The sequence below is a fragment of the Rhizobium sp. CB3060 genome (assembly GCF_025200735.1).
In the GTDB taxonomy this organism is placed as follows: domain Bacteria; phylum Pseudomonadota; class Alphaproteobacteria; order Rhizobiales; family Rhizobiaceae; genus Rhizobium.
In genome coordinates this window covers 1,668,577-1,691,444 of the sequence record NZ_CP104158.1, presented here as the reverse complement: position 1 = coordinate 1,691,444, position 22,868 = coordinate 1,668,577, and the positions used below count along the sequence as shown (strand labels likewise).

At 59.5% G+C, this 22,868-nt stretch carries 21 protein-coding genes and 1 pseudogene; 8 read left to right on the top strand and 14 right to left on the bottom strand.

Annotation, left to right across the window (positions count from 1 at the left end):
* The first annotated feature begins 9 nt into the window (after positions 1 to 9).
* Positions 10 to 1,050 (top strand): tRNA dihydrouridine(20/20a) synthase DusA, encoded by a 1,041-nt coding sequence (gene dusA, locus N2601_RS08275; protein ID WP_104823356.1) that lies wholly within the window; start codon positions 10 to 12, stop codon positions 1,048 to 1,050.
* 265 nt (positions 1,051 to 1,315) lie between these two features.
* On the opposite strand, the gene N2601_RS08270 is transcribed toward dusA, so the two are convergent.
* From N2601_RS08270 to N2601_RS08260, 3 genes are all read right to left on the bottom strand, one after another.
* Entirely contained in the window at positions 1,316 to 1,528 is a 213-nt protein-coding gene (locus N2601_RS08270) for a cold-shock protein (protein ID WP_028752932.1), read from the bottom strand.
* 435 nt (positions 1,529 to 1,963) lie between these two features.
* Positions 1,964 to 2,503: an AAA family ATPase gene (locus tag N2601_RS08265; RefSeq protein WP_104823355.1), complete on the bottom strand. Its 540-nt coding sequence runs from the start codon at positions 2,501 to 2,503 to the stop codon at positions 1,964 to 1,966.
* Between the two features lie 136 nt (positions 2,504 to 2,639).
* The gene (locus tag N2601_RS08260; protein WP_104823354.1) at positions 2,640 to 5,048 is read right to left on the bottom strand and encodes a glucan 1,4-alpha-glucosidase; all 2,409 of its coding nucleotides are present in this window, start codon (positions 5,046 to 5,048) and stop codon (positions 2,640 to 2,642) included.
* Between the two features lie 261 nt (positions 5,049 to 5,309).
* Here N2601_RS08260 and N2601_RS08255 point away from each other — a divergent pair, with 261 nt between their 5' ends.
* Positions 5,310 to 6,053 (top strand): ROK family protein, encoded by a 744-nt coding sequence (locus tag N2601_RS08255; RefSeq protein WP_104823352.1) that lies wholly within the window; start codon positions 5,310 to 5,312, stop codon positions 6,051 to 6,053.
* 51 nt (positions 6,054 to 6,104) lie between these two features.
* Here the strand turns inward: N2601_RS08255 and N2601_RS08250 are convergent, their stop codons facing one another.
* On the bottom strand, positions 6,105 to 7,550 hold the full coding sequence (locus N2601_RS08250; RefSeq protein ID WP_104823350.1) for an adenylate/guanylate cyclase domain-containing protein: 1,446 nt from the start codon (positions 7,548 to 7,550) through the stop codon (positions 6,105 to 6,107).
* A gap of 326 nt (positions 7,551 to 7,876) precedes the next feature.
* Here N2601_RS08250 and N2601_RS08245 point away from each other — a divergent pair, with 326 nt between their 5' ends.
* Positions 7,877 to 9,385 (top strand): anti-phage dCTP deaminase, encoded by a 1,509-nt coding sequence (locus N2601_RS08245; protein ID WP_104823349.1) that lies wholly within the window; start codon positions 7,877 to 7,879, stop codon positions 9,383 to 9,385.
* A 1-nt stretch (position 9,386) separates the two neighbouring features.
* Positions 9,387 to 9,566, top strand: a complete 180-nt coding sequence (locus tag N2601_RS08240) for a hypothetical protein (RefSeq protein WP_158704458.1) — start codon at positions 9,387 to 9,389, stop codon at positions 9,564 to 9,566.
* Positions 9,567 to 9,650: 84 nt separating this feature from the next.
* On the opposite strand, the pseudogene N2601_RS08235 reads toward N2601_RS08240, so the two are convergent.
* The 4 genes and pseudogenes from N2601_RS08235 to N2601_RS08220 form a co-directional block, all read right to left on the bottom strand.
* Positions 9,651 to 9,839, bottom strand: a pseudogene (locus tag N2601_RS08235) (hypothetical protein); the annotation flags it as partial.
* Positions 9,840 to 9,878: 39 nt separating this feature from the next.
* A complete protein-coding gene (arsC, locus tag N2601_RS08230; protein ID WP_104823348.1) occupies positions 9,879 to 10,307 on the bottom strand; it encodes an arsenate reductase (glutaredoxin) in 429 nt (142 codons plus the stop codon).
* Positions 10,304 to 11,005 (bottom strand): aquaporin, encoded by a 702-nt coding sequence (locus N2601_RS08225; protein WP_104823347.1) that lies wholly within the window; start codon positions 11,003 to 11,005, stop codon positions 10,304 to 10,306. The genes arsC and N2601_RS08225 overlap by 4 nt, the downstream gene beginning before the upstream one ends.
* 30 nt (positions 11,006 to 11,035) lie before the next feature.
* Positions 11,036 to 11,389, bottom strand: coding sequence for an ArsR/SmtB family transcription factor (locus N2601_RS08220; protein WP_104823346.1), 354 nt, complete (start codon positions 11,387 to 11,389; stop codon positions 11,036 to 11,038).
* A gap of 42 nt (positions 11,390 to 11,431) precedes the next feature.
* Here N2601_RS08220 and N2601_RS08215 point away from each other — a divergent pair, with 42 nt between their 5' ends.
* Positions 11,432 to 11,944 carry a DUF6428 family protein gene (locus N2601_RS08215; protein ID WP_104823345.1) on the top strand — a complete coding sequence of 171 codons (513 nt, stop codon included), beginning with the start codon at positions 11,432 to 11,434 and terminating at the stop codon, positions 11,942 to 11,944.
* Between the two features lie 54 nt (positions 11,945 to 11,998).
* Here the strand turns inward: N2601_RS08215 and uvrB are convergent, their stop codons facing one another.
* Positions 11,999 to 14,989 carry an excinuclease ABC subunit UvrB gene (gene uvrB, locus N2601_RS08210; protein WP_104823344.1) on the bottom strand — a complete coding sequence of 997 codons (2,991 nt, stop codon included), beginning with the start codon at positions 14,987 to 14,989 and terminating at the stop codon, positions 11,999 to 12,001.
* Positions 14,990 to 15,273: 284 nt separating this feature from the next.
* Here uvrB and N2601_RS08205 point away from each other — a divergent pair, with 284 nt between their 5' ends.
* A complete protein-coding gene (locus tag N2601_RS08205; protein ID WP_104823343.1) occupies positions 15,274 to 16,524 on the top strand; it encodes an MFS transporter in 1,251 nt (416 codons plus the stop codon).
* A gap of 54 nt (positions 16,525 to 16,578) precedes the next feature.
* Here the strand turns inward: N2601_RS08205 and N2601_RS08200 are convergent, their stop codons facing one another.
* On the bottom strand, positions 16,579 to 17,091 hold the full coding sequence (locus N2601_RS08200) for a hypothetical protein (protein WP_245463839.1): 513 nt from the start codon (positions 17,089 to 17,091) through the stop codon (positions 16,579 to 16,581).
* 234 nt (positions 17,092 to 17,325) lie between these two features.
* Between N2601_RS08200 and N2601_RS08195 the strand changes: the two genes are divergently transcribed.
* Positions 17,326 to 17,679: a DMT family protein gene (locus tag N2601_RS08195; protein WP_104825119.1), complete on the top strand. Its 354-nt coding sequence runs from the start codon at positions 17,326 to 17,328 to the stop codon at positions 17,677 to 17,679.
* 109 nt (positions 17,680 to 17,788) lie between these two features.
* A complete protein-coding gene (locus tag N2601_RS08190; protein WP_104823341.1) occupies positions 17,789 to 18,724 on the top strand; it encodes a phytanoyl-CoA dioxygenase family protein in 936 nt (311 codons plus the stop codon).
* Between the two features lie 16 nt (positions 18,725 to 18,740).
* Here N2601_RS08190 and N2601_RS08185 read toward each other — a convergent pair whose 3' ends face one another.
* The 4 genes from N2601_RS08185 to N2601_RS08170 all read right to left on the bottom strand — a co-directional run bounded on the left by N2601_RS08185 (position 18,741) and on the right by N2601_RS08170 (position 22,868).
* A complete protein-coding gene (locus N2601_RS08185) occupies positions 18,741 to 19,139 on the bottom strand; it encodes a tetratricopeptide repeat protein (protein WP_104823340.1) in 399 nt (132 codons plus the stop codon).
* A gap of 84 nt (positions 19,140 to 19,223) precedes the next feature.
* The gene (locus tag N2601_RS08180; RefSeq protein WP_104823339.1) at positions 19,224 to 20,405 is read right to left on the bottom strand and encodes an SEL1-like repeat protein; all 1,182 of its coding nucleotides are present in this window, start codon (positions 20,403 to 20,405) and stop codon (positions 19,224 to 19,226) included.
* Between the two features lie 92 nt (positions 20,406 to 20,497).
* On the bottom strand, positions 20,498 to 22,090 hold the full coding sequence (locus N2601_RS08175) for an SEL1-like repeat protein (protein WP_104823338.1): 1,593 nt from the start codon (positions 22,088 to 22,090) through the stop codon (positions 20,498 to 20,500).
* Between the two features lie 187 nt (positions 22,091 to 22,277).
* Positions 22,278 to 22,868, bottom strand: a complete 591-nt coding sequence (locus N2601_RS08170) for a hypothetical protein (RefSeq protein WP_260303883.1) — start codon at positions 22,866 to 22,868, stop codon at positions 22,278 to 22,280.

Below are 22,868 nucleotides of genomic sequence, written 5' to 3'. Positions count from 1 at the left end.
AGACAAGACATGACAAAATCGGCAGAAAAGCCCGGAGTGCCGGCGGATATCCCTTATAGCCGCAAGCCCGTTTTCGCCGTCGCACCGATGATCGACTGGACGGATCGGCATTGCCGGTATCTGCATCGGCAGATCAGCCGGCATGCGCTGCTCTATACCGAGATGGTGGTGGCGGATGCGATCATCCATGGGCCGCGTGACCGGCTGCTGGGACATGATACCTCCGAGCATCCCGTGGCGCTGCAAGTCGGCGGCTCCGATCCGGCCAAGCTTTCGGAAGCGGTGCAGATTGCCGGGGCTTATGATTATGACGAGATCAATCTGAACGTCGGCTGTCCTTCGGATCGCGTGCAGTCCGGTACGTTCGGGGCCTGCCTCATGCTGACGCCGGAGACGGTGGCGGAATGCGTTGTGGCGATGAAGAGGGTTTCCAAGGCGCCCGTGACGGTGAAATGCCGGATCGGTGTCGATGAGCAGGAGCCGGAGCTGGCGTTGCCGGAGCTGATCACCCGCGTGCTCGAGGCCGGCGCCGATGCGATCTGGATCCATGCCCGCAAGGCCTGGCTGAAGGGCCTGTCGCCGAAGGAAAACCGCGAGATCCCGCCGCTGGATTACGACATCGTCTACCGGATGAAAGAGCGTTGGCCGGACGTCTTCATCGGCATCAACGGCGGCATCCAGACGCTGGATCAGGCCGAAGCGCATCTTGCCCATGTTGACGGCGTCATGCTCGGCCGCGCCGCCTATCAGAACGCTGCTATCCTCGCCGATGTCGATCATCGCTTCTATGGTGAACCGTCCGTCGAGCCGGATTGGAACGACCTGCGCGACCGGATGATGGCCTATACGGAGCGCCACATTGCCAACGGCGGCCGCCTGCAGCATGTCGCCCGCCACATGGTCGGCCTCTTCACCGGCCTACCGGGCTCCCGCCGCTACCGTCAGATTCTCTCCACCGACGCCAACAAGCCGGGGGCGGGGGCGGAGGTGATTGCAGCGGCATTTGCAGCAGTGGATTTTGCCGGCGAGGGCGAGCGAGTGAGCGCTTAGCGCCCTGGGAATATGCCAACCCGCCCTCGTCCTTCGAGGGTCGCTTATGCTCCCACCTCAGGTGAGGGCTGATCGATTGGGTCTTGCGGCAATTGCAAGTGATCTTGGGAACAATTACGAAGCCTGCTCTACCCTCATCCTGAGATGCGGAAGCCGTAGGCTGTAGCCTCGAAGGACGAGGGTGCCCGATCTGCCTGCAAACGCAAAAAAACGGCGCGGTTTTCACCGCGCCGTTCGAAACCTTATCCGGCTTCTCAACTAAGACTTAGGAAGCCTTGATGTTGACAGCCTTCGGGCCCTTGCCCATGCGATCCGGCTCGGTGTCGAAGGTGACCTGCTGGCCTTCGCGCAGCGACTGGATGCCAGAAGCCTGAAGAGCGGAGATGTGAACGAAAACGTCCTTAGCGCCGCCGTCCGGGGTGATGAAACCAAAACCCTTGTCCTGGTTGAAGAATTTTACGATGCCCTTGGTGGCCATTGGGATAGTCCTTTTCCCTACAGTCTGATGTCTGCCCGAGCTGCCCCGAGCGGTTTAGCCTTTGCCCTACGCAAAGACCAGTCGAGAAGTCACGTACGGGGAAAGAACGTCTACGCAGAGGATAAACCTCTGTAGGCTGCCTCGCGCAGTCGGCATTGCCAAATCAGTCCAGTCACCGGCATGCAAATGCCCGAGCGGGTGTATGGGTGACAGGATTTGCGACAAAAGGCAAGGGGCAATATTGGGGCGAAGCGGGAATGAGGCCGGATAGGGGGGAGATTTCAAGGGGTTGGGGAGGTGATGCTTATGCCGGTAATGGCCGTTATTGTTTCATTTTGACACTACAATACGGCGAAAATTACCCGTATACCGATCAATGACGTAGCTTCGATGACAACTATTTGCGATGAGTCACTCGAAATGAAATGGCGCGGATTATCGCCGCGCTGGCAAATCCCAAACCCGATAGAGGTTATTGAGCGCATCCGCTGTGCGGCATTCGACGACTGGCAAACCGGATTCCTGGAGAATTTTTGCATATTTGACGCCACTGTCGCGAGTCTTCACGAGAATCCAGTGAATCATTTCCCATTTGATGCTGTCCTGGGCACCTTCGAGATGTCCCGCGCGGTCCGAGCGGTTGATCAGCGTGCGCTTGAGATAGCGGGAAAAGCGTAGCCAGTGATTGGACGTTAGGAGAATGGCGCCGGTAGCACGGGCCAAACGCTGCGGCATCAGGCGCGAGTAGTTGCCTTCCATAACCCACTGCTCTCCCAGAATTGCCGCATCGTGAAGCGCGGCGAACTCTGCTTCGGGGCGCGGCTGCCAATCCGTATAGGGCAGATGATGAAGTTGATCGAGATGGACGGCCGGAAAACCAAGCTTTTTAGCAAGGGCGACCGCCAACGTCGATTTCCCCGCATTGGAAGGGCCAACAACGACAACGCGCTCGCCAAGGGAGTGCAAAGGCAACATGAGGACACCGGTCGGGAAAATTGAGATGACCTCAACTGGCTGGAAAACGATGAGTTGTCAACGACCGGCGGGCTCGGTCCCTCAATGGTAGCATCTTCGCCAATTGCGCCGCAGCTTTCCGCACGCCGGGCCGCTCTCAAACCACTTCGATTTTGAAATCCGCGCCTTCCCACCGCTGCGTATCCGTCCAGAAGAGTGTGAAGATGATCGTGCCCGGGCCGAGCGCCTTCGTCGGTATGTCGCAGATGTGCATGCCGAAACCCGTAGTGTGAGATTGGCTGTCGGTGAAGCTGGACCAGCCGTCGGTGGACCAGTGCACCTGCGCTGGTTCCGGCAGTTCGATGCGCAGGGCGCGGCCTGCCGGCATACGCGCGCGCTTGTTCGTCGGGCGCCAGGCGAAGGGCGCGGGTGCCGGCTTGGCGCCGACGTAGCGGGCGAAGGTCTGGGGCGGCATATCGAAGACTACGCCGTCACGGATCGAGCGCAGCAGCTTGATGTGTTCCGCGTGGGCCCAGACCAGAGGCATGGCGCTGCCGGAGGGGCGACCGAGAAAAAGCTCGCGTTCGGGCACGTTTTTGCTGTCCCAGATCTGCTCGGGCAGGAGCCCGCCTTCGCTTGCCGAGACTTCCAGTGCCGCCAGCAGGCGCTTCGCCTCATCCGGCCGCCCGGCGGCGAGCTCATAGTGCGCGCGCTCGCCCGTCAGCAGCGGCCATAGGCGGCCGACACCGCTGCCGGCGAAGGGCGCGCCGCCGGTGCGCTCGCCGTAGCCGTCGTCATTGTAGCGGTACCAGTAGGGTCCGGCGGGAAGGTCGCGCCGCAATTCCGAATCGATCGCGGCGATGGTGCCGAGGATGCGCGGATCGTCGGCGGCCCTGAGGCCGAAGCGCACCAGCGCCAGCGCGTCCGGGCTGATAAGCAGGTCCGCCTCCAAGACTTCGCTGGCGTCATCGCGATTGCGGATTGGGATGAAGTCACGCCTCAGTGACGAGCTGCCATCCGTGACCGAGGCGATGCGCACGTAATAGCCTTCGATGCCGAGGCTGCGCGATAGTTCCGTATCGGTGGCATAGGTCCATTCCTCGATGCGCTCGTTCCAGCCATCGGCCACCTCGCGCAGATATTGCGCCGCCGCCAGCCGGCCGGCTGCTTCCACCGCATCGGCCGCCGCGAGCAAGCCGGCGATCTCGACGGCGAGCGTGAACGGCGAGTAGCCGGCATCCTCCTCCCAGCGATCCTGCTGGGTAGCAGGGCCGTTTCTGACAATATAGGCCGCAGCCGCCTCGATCATCGGCAGGTACCGGCCGCTCTCCGACGCGTCGATCGCGCCGGCGCGCAGCAGCATGTCGTAGAGCAGGATGGGAAAGGCCGTCTCGTCCATCTGGATGCCGTACCAATAGGGCCGGCCATCGAGCCATGCATTCTGCACCCAATGGCCATCCGCCTCTTGGATCGCCGAGAGATAGTCGAGCACGGAGCGCGCGTCGGCCTTGGCGCCGGCGGCAAGCAGCCCGCCGGCCGTTTCCACGAGATCGCGCGTCCAGACCAGATGATAGCCGCCAAGGTCGTCGTCGCTCTTGCTGAAACCCCAGGGGATGGAAAGGCTGGCGATGATGGCGCCGGAAGCATCGTCGCGGTGAGTGGCAAGCACGCCGGTACTGACGCGGTAGCGGTTTAGCTGGCTGGGATCGTGGGGTTCGTCCAGGGCAAGCAGGCTGGCCTGCCACTCCCGCCAGCCACTGCGATAATGTTTCAGCGCCGGCTCGACGCCTTGTTCCAAGCTGAGGACAGCGCGGAAGGCAGCTTCTTCCGGCTGCGTGCCGAAGCCGATGGCGATCAGCGCGCGCCCTTCGTTCGCCTGGATATCGAGCGTCCCCGACAGCGCGATGTTGCCGGATGCAGCGTAGCGGTACTCCTCCTTCAGCCCTTGGCCGCGCGACAACGTCTGCCAACCGTCGGAGAAGCCGACATAACCTACGGAGCGCGCCAGCCAGGGCACCGAGGCGGCGACGGCGAGCACCCGCCCGGAACCCTCGGCGAAGAGCATCGGCCTGCCTTTGAAGTCACCGTACCAGCCAGTGTTGTCCGCGCCGCCGTTGACCAGATGCGGCGCCACGAGGGCATGCAGTCGGTAGTCGGAGAGATCGCCGATGAGCGCCTGGAAGTAGACTTTCTGCAGCACCACCTCACGCTCTGGGTCCGAAAATATGGTCTTGGTGATGCGATAGCGACCGTCGCGGGCGGTATTGACGAGGCGGAAAGCCGGAACGCCATCCTCGATCGCCTGCACGCGATGATCGGCATCGCGCTTCTCCTCGGAAAAATAGCCGTCGGCCGTCACGATGAAGCCGAAATCACGGACGCAGGCCATATCGAGCCGCGGCGCGTAGATCTCGTTGAGGATGCCATGGCTCGCCGTGAACCAAACGCTGCTCGCCGTGCTGACGGCAGTGCCGACCGCGCTCTTGTCGCTCGAGGTCCAGCGAGGCTCGATGCCCGGGGCCCCGGGCGGGTCTATGGAACCGGGTGGCAGTGTCGGATAGGCCAAGTGTCGATCCTCCGCTCAGTATGCGTTCCTCTTCGGAGCCATCCTGGATTGAATTTAAGCGATCCGCAATACGCCCCGGACTTGACAGCGAGTGCCGATCTTGCGCCCCATAGGCGTGGGAGCGACGAAGGGCAGGGTCTAAAGCGCATCGCGATCTCTGGGATTCGCTCCTTGCGCTTTGGGCCTTTGATTTTGCGCATGTCGTTATCGCAAAACCGCTGTGCGCTTTTGCGCGGCATGCTTTAGGGAGGAGCGCTAGACATGGATGACATGACGGAAGAACCCGCAGCAGAGCAAACACGTCACCACAGCAAGCCGAAGGCGCATGCGGCGCCTGCCCGCCGCACCGTGCTTGCCGTCGATATCGGCGGATCGCATGTGAAGGTGGAACTCAGTAGCGGCGGCGAGCGGCGAGCAGTCGAATCGGGGAACAAAATGACGGCGGCCAAGATGGTGGACGCGCTGCGCGATCTCACATCCGACTGGCACTACGACCTCGTCACCATGGGATACCCCGGACCCGTGGTCGCCCACCGCGCCGCAGCCGATCCGTTCAATCTTGGACCGGGATGGAAGGATTTCGATTTCGAGGCAGCGCTCGGCAAGCCCGTGCGGATGGTCAACGATGCGCTGATGCAGGCGATCGGCAGCTACGAGGCGGGCCGCATGCTCTTCCTCGGTCTCGGCACCGGCCTCGGCTCGGCCATGATCGCCGACAACGTCTGCATGCCGCTGGAACTGGCGCATATGCCCTACCGAAAGGCGACCTTCGAGGACTATGTCGGCGAACGCGGCCTGGAGCGACGGGGCAAGAGCAAGTGGCGAAAATCGGTATTCGACGTCGCCGAGCGCTTGGACAAGGCTCTGCTGCCGAGCTACATCGTCATCGGCGGCGGCAATGTCGAAAAGCTCAAGGAATTGCCCTCGAAGTGCCGGCGCGGCAACAATGACAACGCCTTCCGCGGTGGTTTCCGGGTCTGGCTGGATGACAGTTTGCGGTTTTGAGGGGAGGCGAGACCGGCGGACTTAGGGTATCGGCGGTGCCTCCAGCGATGTCTAATTGGGCATCACGCGGTATACGCATGCAATTCCCTCGACGCCCCGGAGAGGAGCTTCGAAGGCGACCAGTCTTTGACCGGCGAGGAGTTGGCTGACACCGGGCGCCGCAAACAGCGCTTCGGAAATGCATATTTCCCCCGCGTCAGCCAGCGACTGCACGCGTGCGGCAACATTGACGGTCTGGCCGAAATAATCGAGGTTTTCGTTCAAGCTCACGGCGATCGAGGGGCCGCAATGGGCTCCGATCTTCAGGATAGGGCTCGGGTCGCCATGCGCGGCATTGTAGCGCTCGATGACCCCCAGAATGTGCAGCGCAGCCGAGACAGCATCCGCCGGACGAGAGAAGGCAGCCATCACGGCGTCGCCGATTGTCTTGACGATCGCGCCTGAGTGCTCCTGCACCGTCGCACCGAGCAGTGCGAAATGCTCGCGAACCAGCGCATAGGCATTGAGATCGCCAAGCCGCTCATACATGGCGGTCGACCCCTTGATGTCCGTGAACAGGAGGGTCACCTGACGGATACCCAGACCTTCCTTCTCATCGACGTTTTCCGAGCGGAACAGGCGCCGAAATGTCTGTCGGGCCAGCAGCATCCCGCCCGACATGTAAGGATCGAAGTCGAGGGCCGGCTTGATTGTCTGCGCGAGGATTTCCGGCGGCCAATTGATCAGCAGCAACGAGCCACGCACGGCACCGGAGTTCTGCACGTCGATGATGACAGGGCCGGGCGGCGCTGCCGGCAGCGAAGCGGAAAACCGTTGCCCGTCATATCCGATCCGCAAGCGCGTCGGCTCCGTTACCGGCTCGCCTACGACCGGCAATGCAAAACTCGCCTGGGTCTGGACATTGATGCCCGCCAGGGCGCCGGGACCGAGCTCCGCCCTCAACGTCGTGACCGAGCTAGGCGGCAGAAAAGAGAGTCCACGAACCAGTCCCTGCAGGACATCGAGAAAGCGGACCTGTTGGCCGGGTATTCGCGCGTCGCTCAGGAATCGCGCCTTCCAGTGAAAATCCTCGACTGAGAGCGAGCCGGGATCATGAAAGGGCAGCCGGCGGAGGTGCGGCGACACCGTGAAGGTGACCTCGATGAAGTCATCTAGGTTGGTTTCGCCGCTGACGTCGCACAGACCGCAGACATAGTGGGTCTTCAACGTTCGCAGCGCGCCGAAACTGTCGAGCACCATGCCGGATTGCGGGCACACCACATCCCAGCTCATCTCGAACAATCCGTTTCGGGTGGCATGGAGAAACAGATCAATACTTTCCGCCTCCGCGATGGCACGGTCGCGAGCGAAGGCCAGGGGATTGATGCGATAGAGGGACAAGTCGTCACCGCTGCGGATCAGCGCTTCTAATTTGGAGATGATCCGCGGACTCCAAGACCGGGCCTGCTCGATCTCGATGATCTTGCTTTCAAGGAGCCTTTCCTGAACGTCAGTCATGTGGCACCTGCGCTTCAGCTATCGATCAGGTTTGGCCATGCCTTGGGAGTTGTCTTGGTTGTTTGAGAGTATAGCAGAGAATGGGGCATACGTCCGCTGAGGGTCAAATGGGGAAGGACTCAGCCTTTCTGTTGTGGTGAGTTCAGCGACAATCCTTGCCCACAGCGGCTTAGAAAATAATCCAATATCGCAATTTAACACGGATTGTGTCGCTCACGACGCATTATTAATTCGAAATTTCTATCTTGGATTTAGCTGTCTCGCGGAATTACATTATGCAACTATGCTCGCATAGATAGACTCAACGAACCATTCTGGTGGTGTAGATGGCAATTATTCTTAATAAAAAAAGCGAAGCAATTGAAGAATCCGCTGTGACATTCGCCAGCGGTGAGCAAGAAGAACCTGTCACTTTAGATCAACGGAGAACGCAAGAGCTTGTCTTCGCTATGGTTGCGCCTATCGGATCCGGTGCGTCGACGGTGGCAAGTCTTATTAAAAAGAAAATAGAGGAGAATTTCTCTTACCAAACTAACGTTATAAAGATTAGCGACATAATTAATGAACGTGCTGAGAGTGTCGGTTCTGTCACAGTTGATGCGTCAGATTCGGAGAGAGTTGAAAAGCTTCAACATATCGGCAACAAACTTAGAGAGAAGCATTCAAACGACGTTCTTGCCATTTTAAGTATAGATCAAATAAATAAATCCAGAAAAGATGTTGAAAATGGCGAGGACAGGCGATTCTGCGCGATAATAGATTCTTTGAAGAATCCAGAGGAAGTTGCAGTATTGCGAAAGGTCTACGGTGATTTGTTTTGGTTAATAGGTGTATTTTCTCCCGAGGATAAGAGAATTTCGAGATTGGAGAGTAATGTTTCAAACTCCTCTTATCTCTCCAAGATCAAAGACGCTGACTACGATGAAGGTCTGGACTTCGGCCAATCTGTTCGTAAAACGATGAACTATGCTGATGTCTTCTTCCGAAATGACGAAGATAATACTGATAACGTCGGGATTGCAGTGGATCGTTTGTTAAATTTGGTCTTCGGAATTGGCGTTCAAACCCCTACGCGTGATGAATATGCGATGCAGGTTGCTTCCGGTATTTCTTTGAATTCGGCTTGCCTATCCAGGCAGGTCGGTGCCGTAATTGTGTCAAAGACGGGCGAGGTAATCGGTCAAGGTGCTAACGATGTGCCAAAATTTGGGGGTGGGACCTACAATATTGACGACGGATCCGGAGATAATCGATGCTATAAGTGGAAGGCGTGCCAGTGTTGGAATGACTTCCATAAGAATAAACTTTTCGACCAAATTAGTGCGAAGGTTGGGAATTCCGTAAAATCATCTGACATTAGGCAAAGTCTTAGAAACACGGACGTCAAAAACCTTATAGAATTTTCCAGGGCGGTCCATGCTGAGATGGAGGCCATTATCTCCGTCGCCAGATTGGGCAAGGGTGGGATCGTTGGATCTAAATTATTTACGACAACATTTCCTTGCCACAATTGCGCTCGTCACATCGTGGCAAGCGGGATCGACGCGGTTATTTATATCGACCCATATCCCAAAAGTTTGGCATTGACGCTGCATTCAGATGCTATAACTACCAATCCCAATGAGAAAGGGAAAGTTGCGTTTCTGCAGTATGCCGGTGTGTCACCTTCCAGCTTCTCGCGAGTTTTTGGTGGCAAGCTTGAACGTAAAGAATCAGGTAAGCTAAAGAATGTTATACCTAAGACCGCTAGGCCGCTGGCATCGCCACCATTAGACTCTCTTGTAACTCGCGAGCAATTGGTTCTGCAGCCTGTGTTAGAAAAGGAGGGGATATAAAATGAAAAAGGAACAGCAGCTTTCGATGTTGTTACCAATCAGCAATGCGCGTCTGAACAACGCTTCTCTTATTGTAGATGAGCGTGCTTCAAAAGGTTTATCTGCGACATCAGATAAGCGACACGTGCAAATCAAAGAGTCTTTGAAAAACAAAGGGTTATTGAAATCAAGCCGTTCTTGATATAGGCCCTTACGTACTTCAGCTAAGTTAATTTTGATCGCATGCGGCAAACCGTATGTGCGTATTTTTTGAATTTAACTCGGCTCACCTCCCAGGCCGCCCCGTCTTCCCCTTCGTGCGGGCCTTCCGCTGCTTCTCATCCACCGCATCCTCATAGGACCCGGCACCCGGCTTAGCCCGGATGATCGGCTTGTCCGGCACCTTGCCGAGTACCGGCTTCTCCGTTCTGCCGACGGTGATTTCGTCTAGCGTGTTCTTGCGGAAGAGGGCTTGACGGCATCGACGGCCAGCACGGCGGGAAGCAGCACGCGTTCAGACAAGGCGTTTGCCCTGGGCATCGAGTACCTGCTCGCCGTCTTCCTTGGTGAAGGAGCCTTTATGGGTGTCGGGCAGGATATCCAGAACGATCTCGGAAGGCCGGGCAAGGCGTGTGCCGATCGGCGTAATGACAAATGGGCGGTTGATCAGGATCGGATCCTTCAACATGGCATCGAGCAACCGATCGTCGGTCAGGCCCGGATTGTCGAGGCCGAGTTCGGCGTAGGGCGTGCCCTTGTCGCGCATTGCCTCGCGGACGCTCAAACCTGCATCCACAATCATCTTGACGAGCTGTTCGCGGGTCGGCGGATTTTTCAGATATTCGATGACAGTCGGTTCGATGCCGGCATTCCGGATCATCGCCAGCGTGTTGCGCGACGTGCCGCATTGCGGGTTGTGATAGATGGTGACGTCCATGCTCATGGGGCGGATTCCGTTTCTGTAGGAGTTTGAGGATTGCGGGCTTCCATCAACAGCCAGCTAGCGAGCATCGATGCCAGCAATGCGCCCAGGACTTCCGCGACGATAAAGCCTGGCAGATCGACCGGACGGATGCCCGAAAAGGTGTTTGTCAGCGAGCGGGCGATAGCGATGGCGGGATTGGCGAATGAAGTGGAAGCCGTGAACCAGTACGCGGCGGTGATATAGAGACCGACCAGCCAGGGCACGGTTTCGGACCGAAATCGCAGGCCAGCGAGGATCACGAAGATGAGGCCGAACGTGGCCGTTACTTCAGAAAGCCATTGCGCGCCGCCGGCACGGATGGTGGTCGAGGTTTGAAGCAAGGGCAATTCGAACATGGCATGGGCAAGAATGGTTCCGACAATGCCACCAAGGATTTGCGCGACGATATAGGTCAGAGCCGACATTGCGGTCAGTCCGCGACGGAGCGCGAAAACCAGCGATACGACCGGGTTGAAGTGAGCCCCGGAAACCGGCCCCAGCACAGTAATCAGCACGACAAGGATCGCACCCGTCGCAAGCGTGTTGGCGAGCAATGCAAGCGCCGTATCAGTCGTCAGCCTGTCCGCCATGATGCCCGAACCGACGACGGTCGCAACCAGAAGTGCCGCGCCGAGGGCTTCCGAGGCAAGGCGGCGCGAGAGAGGAAACAAAGTCATAGCTTCAGACCACAGACCAAATCGGGACGTTCATTGAACTTTTTCCTCTGCGGGCGCGCAGCAGGCGGCAACCTTGGCCGTTGGTGCACAAATTTCGGGATTGCCCCCGCAGCAGTCTTCCATCAGGAAACGCACGAGGCCGCTCAGCGCATCGTAATTGGCGGTGTAGATGATGGAGCGAGCTTCACGCTGCTGGTTGACGAGGCCGGCTCGATCCAGTTCCTTAAGATGGAACGAGATGTTCGAAGGCGATACTTCGAGCTTTTCCGCAATTGTTCCTGCCGACATGCCGTCCGGACCGGCAACGACGAGCATGCGGATGATCTGTAGTCGGGTCTCCTGCGAGAGCGCACCGAACGAAGCGAGAGCTTGACGTTCATCCATAATTCAATAATCCTTGAAATGTTGAAACGATGGGTATCTCAAATGAATGCGATCGACAAGGTCCAATCTTCGGATATCAACCTTGGCCTTTTGCTTGAGACATTGGCAGCTTCCCGCGATCTGCCCCTTGTATTCCGCTATGAGGGCCGGTCGGTGAAGCCGGGCTATCATGTCACCGAAGTCAAGGCGGGGCAGTTTTCAGCGCTGGACTGCGGGGCCAATCCGGAAGCATGGGCAGAGATTTTCGTGCAGCTCTGGGATATCGAGGAAGGCAACCGCACCTATATGCTTGCGGGCAAGTTCGCTGCCATCATTCGCAAGGTTTCCGAGCATGTTCAGCTTGATGGCTCGGCGAAGCTGACCTTTGAGGTAAGCGATGGTGTGCAGCCGATGCGGCTCTATTGCGCATCGACTCCTGTCATCTGCGATGGTGCGCTATATGTCGAACTCGTTCCCCGCGCGGCGAGTTGTAAGCCGCGTGACCGGTGGCTGGCTGAACAGGCTCAAGTGGCGGCCTGCTGCGGATCGGCGGCTGCTGCCAAGTGCTGCGGGTAGTCCATGCGATGACCGCAATGAGCCGCAAGTTGCCACTGGAAAACTGAAATCCGCTTACCTCCCAGGCCGCCCCGTCTTGCCCTTGGTCCGGCCCTTCCGCTGCTTCTCATCCACCGCATCCTCATAGGAGCCGACGCCCGGCTTCGCGCGGATGATCGGCTTGTCCGGCACCTTGCCGAGGACCGGCTTTTCCGTCCTGCCGACGGTCATTTCGTCGAGGCTATTCCTTCGGAAATAGCCTCGAGTTCTTGCTTGCTCGGATTCGCTATCTTGCCCGGCTGTGCCGGACAAGGCGTCCGAACTGGTTTTTTTGCGGAAGAGGGGCGTGCCGGCGTCGCTGCCGGGGCCCATTTCGTCGAGGGTGGGCTTGGCGAAATAAGAGCGCTGCGCTTCCTCCTCATGGTTCGAGACGGCCCTGCGGGCCTCCTCACCATGAGGGTTGCCTCTACCTCCCGATGCGGCGCCTGCTCCGTCCTCATCCTGAGGTGCGGAGGCTCCTGAGTTTGTCGAAGGGGACCGGGGCCTCGAAGGATTGGGGCGGCCAATTTTGCCGCCTTCAATGTTCCTTGCCTCTTCGCGGGCCATCGGGTCGTCCATGACGGCGAGTTCGGCGGCTTTGAGGCGTTTGATTTCGTCGCGCAGGCGGGCGGCTTTTTCGAAGTCGAGGTCGGCGGCGGCGTCGCGCATCTGTTTTTCCAGCGCGTTGAGATGGGCCTGCAGGTTGTTGCCGACGAGATGGCCGCCATCGGCAAAGCCCTTGCCGGAGGCGCCGCCGATATCGGCGCGGACGTGGTCCTTCTCGTAGACGCTGTCGAGGATGTCGGAAATCTTCGCCTTAACCGATTCCGGCGTGATGCCGTTTTCCTCGTTATAGGCCATCTGCTTTTCGCGGCGGCGGCTGGTTTCCTCCATCGCCCGCTGCATCGAGCCGGTAACGGTGTCGGCATAGAGGATGACCTTGCCGTCGACGTTACGCGCGGCGCGGCCGATCGTCTGGATCAGCGACGTTTCCGAGCGCAGGAACCCTTCCTTGTCGGCGTCGAGGATAGCGACGAAGCCGCATTCGGGAATGTCGAGGCCTTCACGCAGCAGATTGATGCCGACGAGCACGTCGAAGGCGCCGAGGCGCAGATCGCGGATGATCTCGATGCGCTCCAGCGTGTCAATATCGGAGTGCATGTAGCGGACGCGCACGCCCTGTTCATGCAGATACTCCGTCAGGTCCTCGGCCATGCGCTTGGTCAGCACGGTGCAGAGGGTACGGTAGCCCTTGGCGGCGGTCTCGCGGATTTCGCCGAGCACGTCGTCGACCTGGGTGCGAGCGGAGCGGACTTCGACCGGCGGGTCGATCAGGCCGGTCGGGCGGATGACCTGTTCGGCGAAGACGCCGCCGGATTGCTCCATCTCCCAGCCGCCCGGCGTTGCCGACACCGCGATCGTGTCCGGGCGCATGGCGTCCCATTCCTCGAAGCGCAGCGGGCGGTTGTCCATGCAGGAGGGCAGGCGGAAGCCGTATTCGGCGAGCGTCGCCTTGCGCCGGAAGTCGCCGCGGTACATGCCGCCGATCTGCGGCACGGTGACGTGGCTTTCGTCGATGAAGATGATGGCGTTGTCGGGAATATATTCGAACAGCGTCGGCGGCGGCTCGCCGGGATTGCGGCCGGTGAGATAGCGCGAATAGTTCTCGATGCCCTGGCAGGAGCCGGTGGCTTCCAGCATCTCGACATCGTAGCGGGTGCGCTGCTCCAGGCGCTGCGCTTCCAACAAACGGCCGGCCTTTTCCAGCTCGGCGAGGCGGAGCTTCAACTCTTCCTTGATCGCCTTGATGGCGCCATTCAACGTCGGCCGGGGTGTAACATAGTGCGAATTGGCGTAGATCTTCACCGATTTCAGGTCGCCGGTCTTCTGGCCGGTCAACGGATCGAATTCGGTGATGGCGTCGATCTCGTCGCCGAACATGGAGATGCGCCAGGCGGCATCCTCCAAGTGGGCCGGGAAGATTTCGATGGTGTCGCCGCGCACGCGGAAGGAGCCGCGGATGAAATCCATGTCGCGGCGCTTGTATTGCTGCGCCACGAGGTCGGCCAGGAGCTGGCGCTGGTCCAGCCGATCGCCCACATTCATCTGGAAGGTCATGGCCGTATAGGTCTCGACCGAGCCGATACCGTAGATGCAGGAGACGGAAGCGACGATGATACAGTCGTCGCGCTCCAGCAGCGAACGCGTCGCCGAGTGGCGCATGCGGTCGATCTGCTCGTTGATCGAGGATTCCTTCTCGATATAGGTGTCCGAGCGCGGCACATAGGCTTCCGGCTGGTAGTAATCGTAGTAGGAGACGAAATACTCGACCGCATTGTCCGGGAAGAAGTTCTTGAACTCGGAATAGAGCTGCGCCGCCAGCGTCTTGTTCGGCGCCAGGATGACGGCCGGACGCTGGGTCTCCTCGATCACCTTCGCCATGGTGAAGGTCTTACCGGAGCCGGTGACGCCGAGCAGCACTTGGCTGCGATCGCCGTTTTCCAGGCCCTCGACGAGGTCGCGGATCGCCGTCGGCTGGTCGCCGGCGGGCTGGTATTCCGAGGCCATGCGGATGCTGATGCCGCCTTCGGATTTTTCCGGCCGAGCAGGGCGGTGCGGCGTCCAGATCTTGCCGTTCTTGTGCAGCGGATTGCCGCTCTCGATCAGCGCCGACAGCGCTTCGACCGTGGCAGTGACGGCCGTGCCGGCATTGACGGCCTCCTCCAGCGTTGTGTCCATGCCGGCCACCGGATTGAGCCCGGCAGCGGCACGTGTTTTCGGGTCGGTCGAACCGCCCATGGAGGTGCCGCGCGCCGATTTCGATGCAGCGATCTCCACCTTCTTCCGGTGCTTGCCTGCCTTGGAGGCGATTTCGCGCTGGCTCTCGACGCTGCTGGCTTCCGCCTCCGCCTCGAGCCGCTTGACCCAATCTGCGACGCTGCCGCTCAACGGCGCACCTTCAAACGGTGCCTGCGGCGCCTCTTCGAAACCGGTCGGGGCGGAGGAATTTTTCGGTGATTTTGCCATGGGCGGAATATGGAGGGAGTCAGCGCCGATGTGAAGGGGGAAAGAGTACAAAAGGGAAACAGACGTCGATTTTTCTACTTCCGATCACACAAAATGTGATGGAACCGAAAGGCGACGAAGGCGTTGGCGGGACGCTGCTCCAGACATCCGCCAGCTAATTTCGTAAGCGCTGGAGGAAAAGCCCGCCGCAGCGTCGAACCGCCCGGCCGGTGCCGGGCTCCCCCTTGCTTCGACGGCATCCGGAATTGCCCGCCTCGCCGCCGCCATCCGGTCGGAGGACCATGATGTCAGCATTGGATAGTTTACGCTCTTTATCCCCGCAACAACGCAACACCGTCATCGCCGCCTATCTCGGCTGGACGCTCGATGCCTTCGATTTCTTCATATTGGTCTTCGTTCTCAAATATATCGCCGAGGAGTTTCATACCGATGTTCCCGCTGTCTCGGTGGCGATCTTCCTGACGCTCGCCATGCGGGCGCTCGGGGCGCTGATCTTCGGGCTTGCCGCCGATCGCTTCGGCCGGCGCGTGACGCTAATGGCGGACGTGCTGCTCTATTCGATCTTCGAGTTCCTGACCGGCTTTTCGACCGGGCTGACGATGTTCCTGATATTGCGGGCATTCTTCGGCATCGCCATGGGCGGTGAATGGGGTGTCGGCGCGTCGCTGACGATGGAGACGGTGCCCGAGGAGTCGCGCGGCATCGTGTCCGGCATTCTGCAGGCGGGCTATCCTTCCGGCTATCTGCTGGCTTCGATCTTGTTCTTCCTGCTCTTCCCGATCATCGGTTGGCGCGGCATGTTCATGGTCGGTGCGCTGCCGGCGCTGCTGGTGCTCTATATTCGCCGCAACGTACAGGAATCGCCGGCCTTCGTGCAGCGGCGGGCGACGCCGCAAAGGCCTTTCGTCACCGTATTGCGCGAGAATATCCCACTGTTCCTGTGGGCTGTGCTGTTGATGACCGCCTTCAACTTCTTCAGCCACGGGACGCAGGATCTCTACCCGACCTTCCTCCAGACACAGCGGCAGTATGACAGCTATACCGTCGGCGCTATCGCTATCGTTTACAATATTGGTGCGATGATTGGCGGCTTGTTTTTCGGGGCCCTGTCGCAGCGCATCGGGCGGCGGCGGGCGATCGTCATCGCTTCGGTGCTGGCAATCCCGGTCGCCCCGTTATGGGTCTATGCGCCCGGACCGGTGCTGCTCGCTGTCGGCGCCTTCCTGATGCAATTCTTCGTGCAGGGCGCCTGGGGCATCGTGCCGGTGCATCTCAACGAGCTGTCGCCCGATGAAGTGCGCGGCACATTCCCCGGCTTCGCCTATCAGCTCGGCAACCTGCTCGCATCCGGCAACGCAACGATTCAGGCGGGCCTGGCGGCACGTTGGAACGGCGACTACGCTTTTGCGTTGTTGATTGTATTGGTGATCGTCGCGGCCGTGGTGGCGCTATTTTCCGGTTTCGGTTTTGAAAAGAAGGATATCCGCTTCGGCGATAAGGGGACGGAGGAACCCCAGAGCGCGATACCGATCTAATCGCCGCGCCCTCGCCGGAGCACGGCCGGCGGCTCAAAGCCGCCGGCCTCCAACCTATTTGCCGCAGATTTCGGAAATTTTCGCCTGCGCAAAGCTGCGGGCAAGCTCCTGTATCCCGCCGACCGAGGATATCAGGTCGCCGATGGGGCCGCTGACGCCGACATGGGAATCGGTGATTTTGCAGGCGCCCACATCGACCGTCACCGAAGCTTCCAACTGGCCTTTGACCGTCGCCTGGACGATGCCATGCGACTTGCAGGCGAGATCGGCGCGGGCGTTGACCTGCACACCGCCGGCCGCGCTGCAGAGGTCAAGCGACTTGACTTCGAATTTCTCCTTGTGATCGAGGCCCGGCAGTTTCTTGCAGGGATCGGCCTCGTTCACCGACTTCTCGATCTGCGGACCGAACTTGCTCTGCAGCAGCGACCAACAGGAGCCGGGCGCGCTCTGGGCCTGCGCGGATGCCATGGGCAAGGGGGACAGCGGCACGGCGAAGGCGATGGCGAATAATCCCATGCGAAGCGACGGAAGGAGCGAGGCGGGCAGTGCAGCGGATGTCTTGATCACGGCGGTCGGTTCCTTGGCAGATAGAATAGGAGAATATGCGCGCACTCTTCCATGTCTCCGGCTGGTGAAGCAATCCCCGCAATCATGTGAACGCACGACTCTCCAGCCGGCCTCAATTCGGCCCATTTCCATATTCACGTGACTGCTGCATTTAGGCGCAGCGCTCCGCTCTTGAATTTTCGGGCCTTGAGGGGTCAAAGGTGTGGGCGATTCATAATGGCCAAAGGATTTACCATGCCCTCCATCCTCAACCCGGCCGCGGTCTGGCCGGTCATCATGCTGTTTGCATCGAATATTTTCATGACCTTCGCCTGGTATGGCCATCTCAAGCACAAGAGCACGGCCATCACGATCGCCGTTCTTGGCAGTTGGGCCATAGCCTTTTTCGAATATTGCCTGGCCGTGCCCGCCAACCGCCTCGGCTCTGGCTATTATTCGACGGCGCAGTTGAAGACCATGCAGGAGGTGATCACGCTGATCGTGTTCTCCGGCTTCTCGGTCTTCTGGCTGGGCGAAAACCTGACCTGGGGCCACGCCATCGGTTTCGCGCTTATCGCTGTCGGCGCCTCCTTCATTTTCCGGGGATGAAGCGGGCATAGGCCGCTAGGCAGCGATCGCCATTCGTCCTATGATTCGCATGCCGGTTCAGTCTTTGAGGAGAGGCTGCCGGCGAGTGGCGTATTTCGGGAGGGCTGAGATGTCGGGTTCGCTGCATTCCGTGCTGGATGAAACGACGCCCGGGCGGGCGCCGCTTGAGGCGAACGGCAAGATTCTGTCGATGGCGCCAGACCGTTTCGGCTATCTCGAACCCACCGATGCCGCGACCGACATTGCGACGCTGCGCGAGCAATATCAGGAGCATGGCTATCTCTGGCTCAAGGGATTTCTGAAGCGCCAGGATGTGCTCGATTTCCGCGCCTGGGTGTTCGCGCATCTGATGGACACCGGGCTTCTGCAGCCCGGCTCGGACCCCATGGTCGGTCTTGCCGCCAAGGCGGAAGCCGACAAGTCGCTGGCCGACCGGCGGTTGATGTCGCTGGTGCGTTCGGTGACCTATGAGGGCTTCTGTACCCAGCCGCGGCTGGCCTCCTTCATGGACGAATTCCTGCAGGGCATCTCCTATCTGCACAAGCGCAAGATCATGCGTTTCACCCGGCCGGGCACCAGCGTCGTCACGCCCGCGCACTATGATCTTGTCTATCTGCGCGGTGGCACGAACCGCATCGTCACTGCCTGGATTCCGATCGGCGATATTCCGGTCGATATGGGCGGCCTCGTCTATCTCGAGGGATCGCACCGGATCGGCGCCGATATGGAGAAGGAGTTCGCGATCAAGAGCGCCTCGCTCTCGCCGGAGGAACGTATCAGCGCCTTCAACAAGAACATGACCGAAGGTGGCTGGGTCTCCAAAGACCTGCCTGACATGGCGGAGCGCTTCAAGACACGCTGGCTCGCCGCCGACTATGAGGCCGGCGATATCATGTTGCACAGTCCCTACATGATCCACGCATCCACGACCAATCGGGATCCGAAGGGCCGTCTGCGCCTGTCGACCGACATCCGGTATCAGAATGTCGAGGACGAAATCGACGTCCGCTGGGGCAATCACTGGAGCTTGGGGGATATGCTCTAAACAGGAGCGCCTCGGCTCACTTCATCTGATCGAGAATGCTCTGTGCCGGCGCATAGCCCTGGGCGGCGGCTTTCCGGAACCAGCCTATCGCCATGTTGCGGTCTCTCGTGACGCCGTCGCCGCGGAGATAAGCATAGCCGAGATGGAATTGCGCCTTGGGCAGGCCTTGATCGGCGGCTTTGGCAAACCAGGCAATGGCCTCGGCGTAATCCTGAGGAACGCCCTTTCCGAGCGCATAGAGGCTGCCGAGGCCATCCTGCGACGCCGCATCGCCTTTGTTCGCCAAAGGCTGCCAATGGGCGAGTGCACCGGCATAATCGCCTTTGTCATAGGCGGCTTGCCCGTCGTCGGCATGGGCCTGAAAGGCGATCGAGAGTGCCAGCGCCAGTCCGAAGCCTATCTGTCTGAGCCGCATCCGGCGATCTCCCATCCATGATTCCCGTTCGGGCAAGAGCTAAGCATAGCGGACCGTCGGCGCAAGGCAGGGGCCTCGGTTATCTCAAATCGGGATGGTCCTATTCTGCGGAGGCGTCTCCTCATTATCACCGGGCTCATTGTCGTTGCGGCCCATGGCTTTGGCCTTGCGGAACCATTCGAAGGATTTTGCCCAATCCACCGGCACGCCGTCGCCGTCACGATACATGACGCCAAGGTTGAAGGCAGCGTCGGCATAGTTCTGTGCGGCCGCCTTTTCGAACCAATCGACGGCTTGGCGGCCATCCTTGGCAACGCCTTCGCCGTCGCGATACATGACGCCGAGATTGTACTCGGCTTCGACGTCATTTTGATCCGCCGCCTTGCGGAACCAGACCATGGCCTCGGCGTCGTCTTCGGCAATTCCGTCGCCGTCCGCATACATGGCGCCGAGATTATATTGTGCCTCGGCATCGCCCTGGTCTGCCGCCTTGCGGAACCATGAGACGGCTTGATTGCCGTCCTTGGGCACACCTTCGCCGTCGCGATACATGACGGCGAGATTGTATTCCGCCTCGATTTTCCCTTGGTCAGCGGACTTGCGATACCAGGCTAAAGCCTGGGCGTCATCTCGGGGCACGCCGTCGCCTTCGTCATACATGATAGCGAGATTGTATTGCGCGTCGGCATTGCCCTGATCGGCGGATTTTCGGTACCAGGCAACAGCCTCGCTCTTGTCCTGATTTACGCCGTCACCGTTGTCGTACATGACCCCGACATTGAACTGCGCATCCGCGTCGCCCTGTTTGGCTGCCTTGCTGTACCAGACGAAAGCTTGCGCGCTGTCCTTCGTCACGCCCTCGCCATTGTCGTACATCAAAGCGAGATTGTATTGCGCATCGCGATAGCCTTGTTCCGCGGCCTTGCGGTACCAGACGGCGGCCTTGGCGTCGTCCGTCGCGACACCTTGGCCTTCGTCATACATGGTGCCGACGTTGAACTCAGCCTCGGCATTACCCTGGTCGGCTGCCTTGCGATACCAGCTCAGCGCCTGCGTGAGATCCTTCGCGACGCCGTCGCCTTCCTCATACATTTCGCCGAGTTTCAGTTGCGCCGCGGCGTCGCCCTTGTTTGCGAGCGGGCGCCAATAGTCAAGCGCCGCCTTGTAGTCGCCTCGGTCGTAGGCGTTCTGCCCGCGATCGGCATGCGCGACGCCGATGGATGCCAACGCAAAAAGCAATCCGACGGCCACCCTCTTGAAACGCACGATCTGCTCCTCAACCTTTGATCTCTTCATGTGTGAATACTAAAAGCGCGACGGGCGAGGGCGCAAGGCGCCTTGCACGTATAAGTTATAAATTATGGCAACAGCGTCGTCAGCAATCGGAGGACAAGCCAGCCCGGCGCTTCGCTCCGGCTGTTCGTCTTGGCGAGTTCTCCACCCTCCGGGCCAACATCCTTGATAAGACCACCGCCGTCGGCTGCCATGTCGCCCAGGCCGTGTTGCGCCTCCGGTAGCCCCTGATCCGCTGCCTTATGGAACCAATCGGAGGCCTGGTTCATATCCTTCGCCACGCCGTAGCCATTGTAATACATATGTCCCAGCCCGTATTGGGCACGGGCGTCGCCTTGCTCGGCGGCCTTGCGGAAAAGGTCAGCGGCTTGGCTATAATCCTGGGGAACACCGTCGCCATTGTAATAGAGGTAGGCAAGGGCATATTGGCCGTCCGCATTGCCCTGGTCAGCGGCTTTGCGGTACCAGGCCACCGCCTCGCTCTTGTCCGGGGCTGTGCCCTGACCATTGTCGTACATATAGCCGAGCGCATATTGCGCATCCGCGCCGCCTTGATCGGCGGACTTGCGGTACCATTGCAAGGCCTTGCCATAATCCTTCGCGAGGCCGCGACCGCAGGCATACATGAAGGCGAGAGCGTATTCGCCTTGGGCGTCGCCTTGATCGGCTGCCTTGCGATACCATTCGACCGCGACGTCATCATTGACCGGAACGCCCTGGCCATTGGCATAGAAGTAGCCGACTGCATATTGCGCATCGGCACGACCCTGGGAGGCCGATTTGCGGTACCATTGCAGCGCCTGCTTATAGTCCTGGGGAACACCGAGGCCATTGGCGAAGCTGTAACCAAGCGCATATTGCGCGTCGGCGCGGCCTTGCTCGGCGGATTTCTTATACCAGGAATAGGCCTGGGCATCGTCCTGATCGACACCGTGGCCGTTGGCATAGGCATAGCCGAGCGCATATTCGCCCTGGGCATCGCCCTGATCTGCTGATTTTTGATACCACTCTATCGCCTGGCTTTGATCTGCGGCTGTGCCGAGGCCGTTATCAAACATATAGCCGAGCGCATATTGTGCATCGCTGCGTCCCTGATCCGCCGACTTGCGATACCAGGCAAGCGCCATCGTATCGTCCTCGTGAACGCCGATGCCGTGTGCATACATATAGCCGAGGGCATACTGCGCCTGGGGTTGGCCGAGTGCGGCGGATTTCTGGTACCAGCCGGCCGCCTGCTCGTTGTCGACATCCAGCCCGCGGCCGTTGGCGAGGGAATAGCCAATGGCATATTGCGCATCCGCATTGCCCTGTTCGGCGGCTTTGCGGTACCAGGCATTTGCCTGTTGCTGGTCTTTGTCGATGCCGCGGCCATTGGAATACATGTAGGCGAGGGCGTATTCAGCCTTGGCATTCCCCTGTGCCGCCGCCTTCTGGTACCATTCGACCGCCTTCGCATCGTCGTGCTCGACGCCCTGGCCGTTGGCGTAGCGATAGCCGAGGCCATATTGGGCGGCCGGATTGCCATCCCGTGCGTATTGTATCCAATATTTCAGCGCGATCGTGGTATCGCCGGGACCTGGCGCGGGATCATCGGCATAAGCAAAGGGAGCGAGCGAAAGAGCTAGCGCCAATCCAAATGCAAGGCTGGTGATCTTCAAAAGCGCGCCTCCCGTCCGCAAGCTAATATTCGGCCGCACTGAACAATGCGGGGTAGTTCTGGTCAAGGGTTGTACAGTATGGAAATGGCAGCCGTTTTACCGACATCGTTCCGGTCGACGCCGTTGCCGTTTTCATGCGTGGTCTGCAACAAAATATCGGCGTCGCTCCCTGCATGGCTGGTGGTTTCTATCCCGGGAGCACGTCATACAGCCGGAAGATCCAGCTAATCTGATAGATCAACCCGACCGACACGAACGCCGCCTGGAAGCGGCGATTGGCAGTGATGGCGGCTACGATGCAGAGGACGATGTAAACGAGATTGCGGATCGGATATTCCCAGCCGAGCGATCTGAAATAGGTCTCGCCCTTCAACAGCGTATCGATGAGATCGACGGCGTAGGTAACGGCAAGAAGGCCGAAAAACCAGCGCCGGCGCGAGATGAAATATTCTTCGAAGCCGCCATAATCCTCGATCGACGGAGGGTTCAGCAGCACGCAGAGGAAATAGAACAGGCAGCAGAAGCAGATGAGGAAAAGATAGACGCCGAAACTGATCTCTGCCACCGACTGCAATCGATATTCCCACCACCAGAAATGAATGATGAAGAGGAACATCGACAGTATCCAGCCGAGATGGACCAGATAGACGCGGTGCTTGCCAGGCGATTGCACGAAGCCGGCGAGGCGCATCAGGAGCTGGGCGAGCGAAAGGCCGATGACCATGCTCATGACCGTCCTGATATAGACGTAAACCTCGGGCGTACGGGCAGCTTCCAT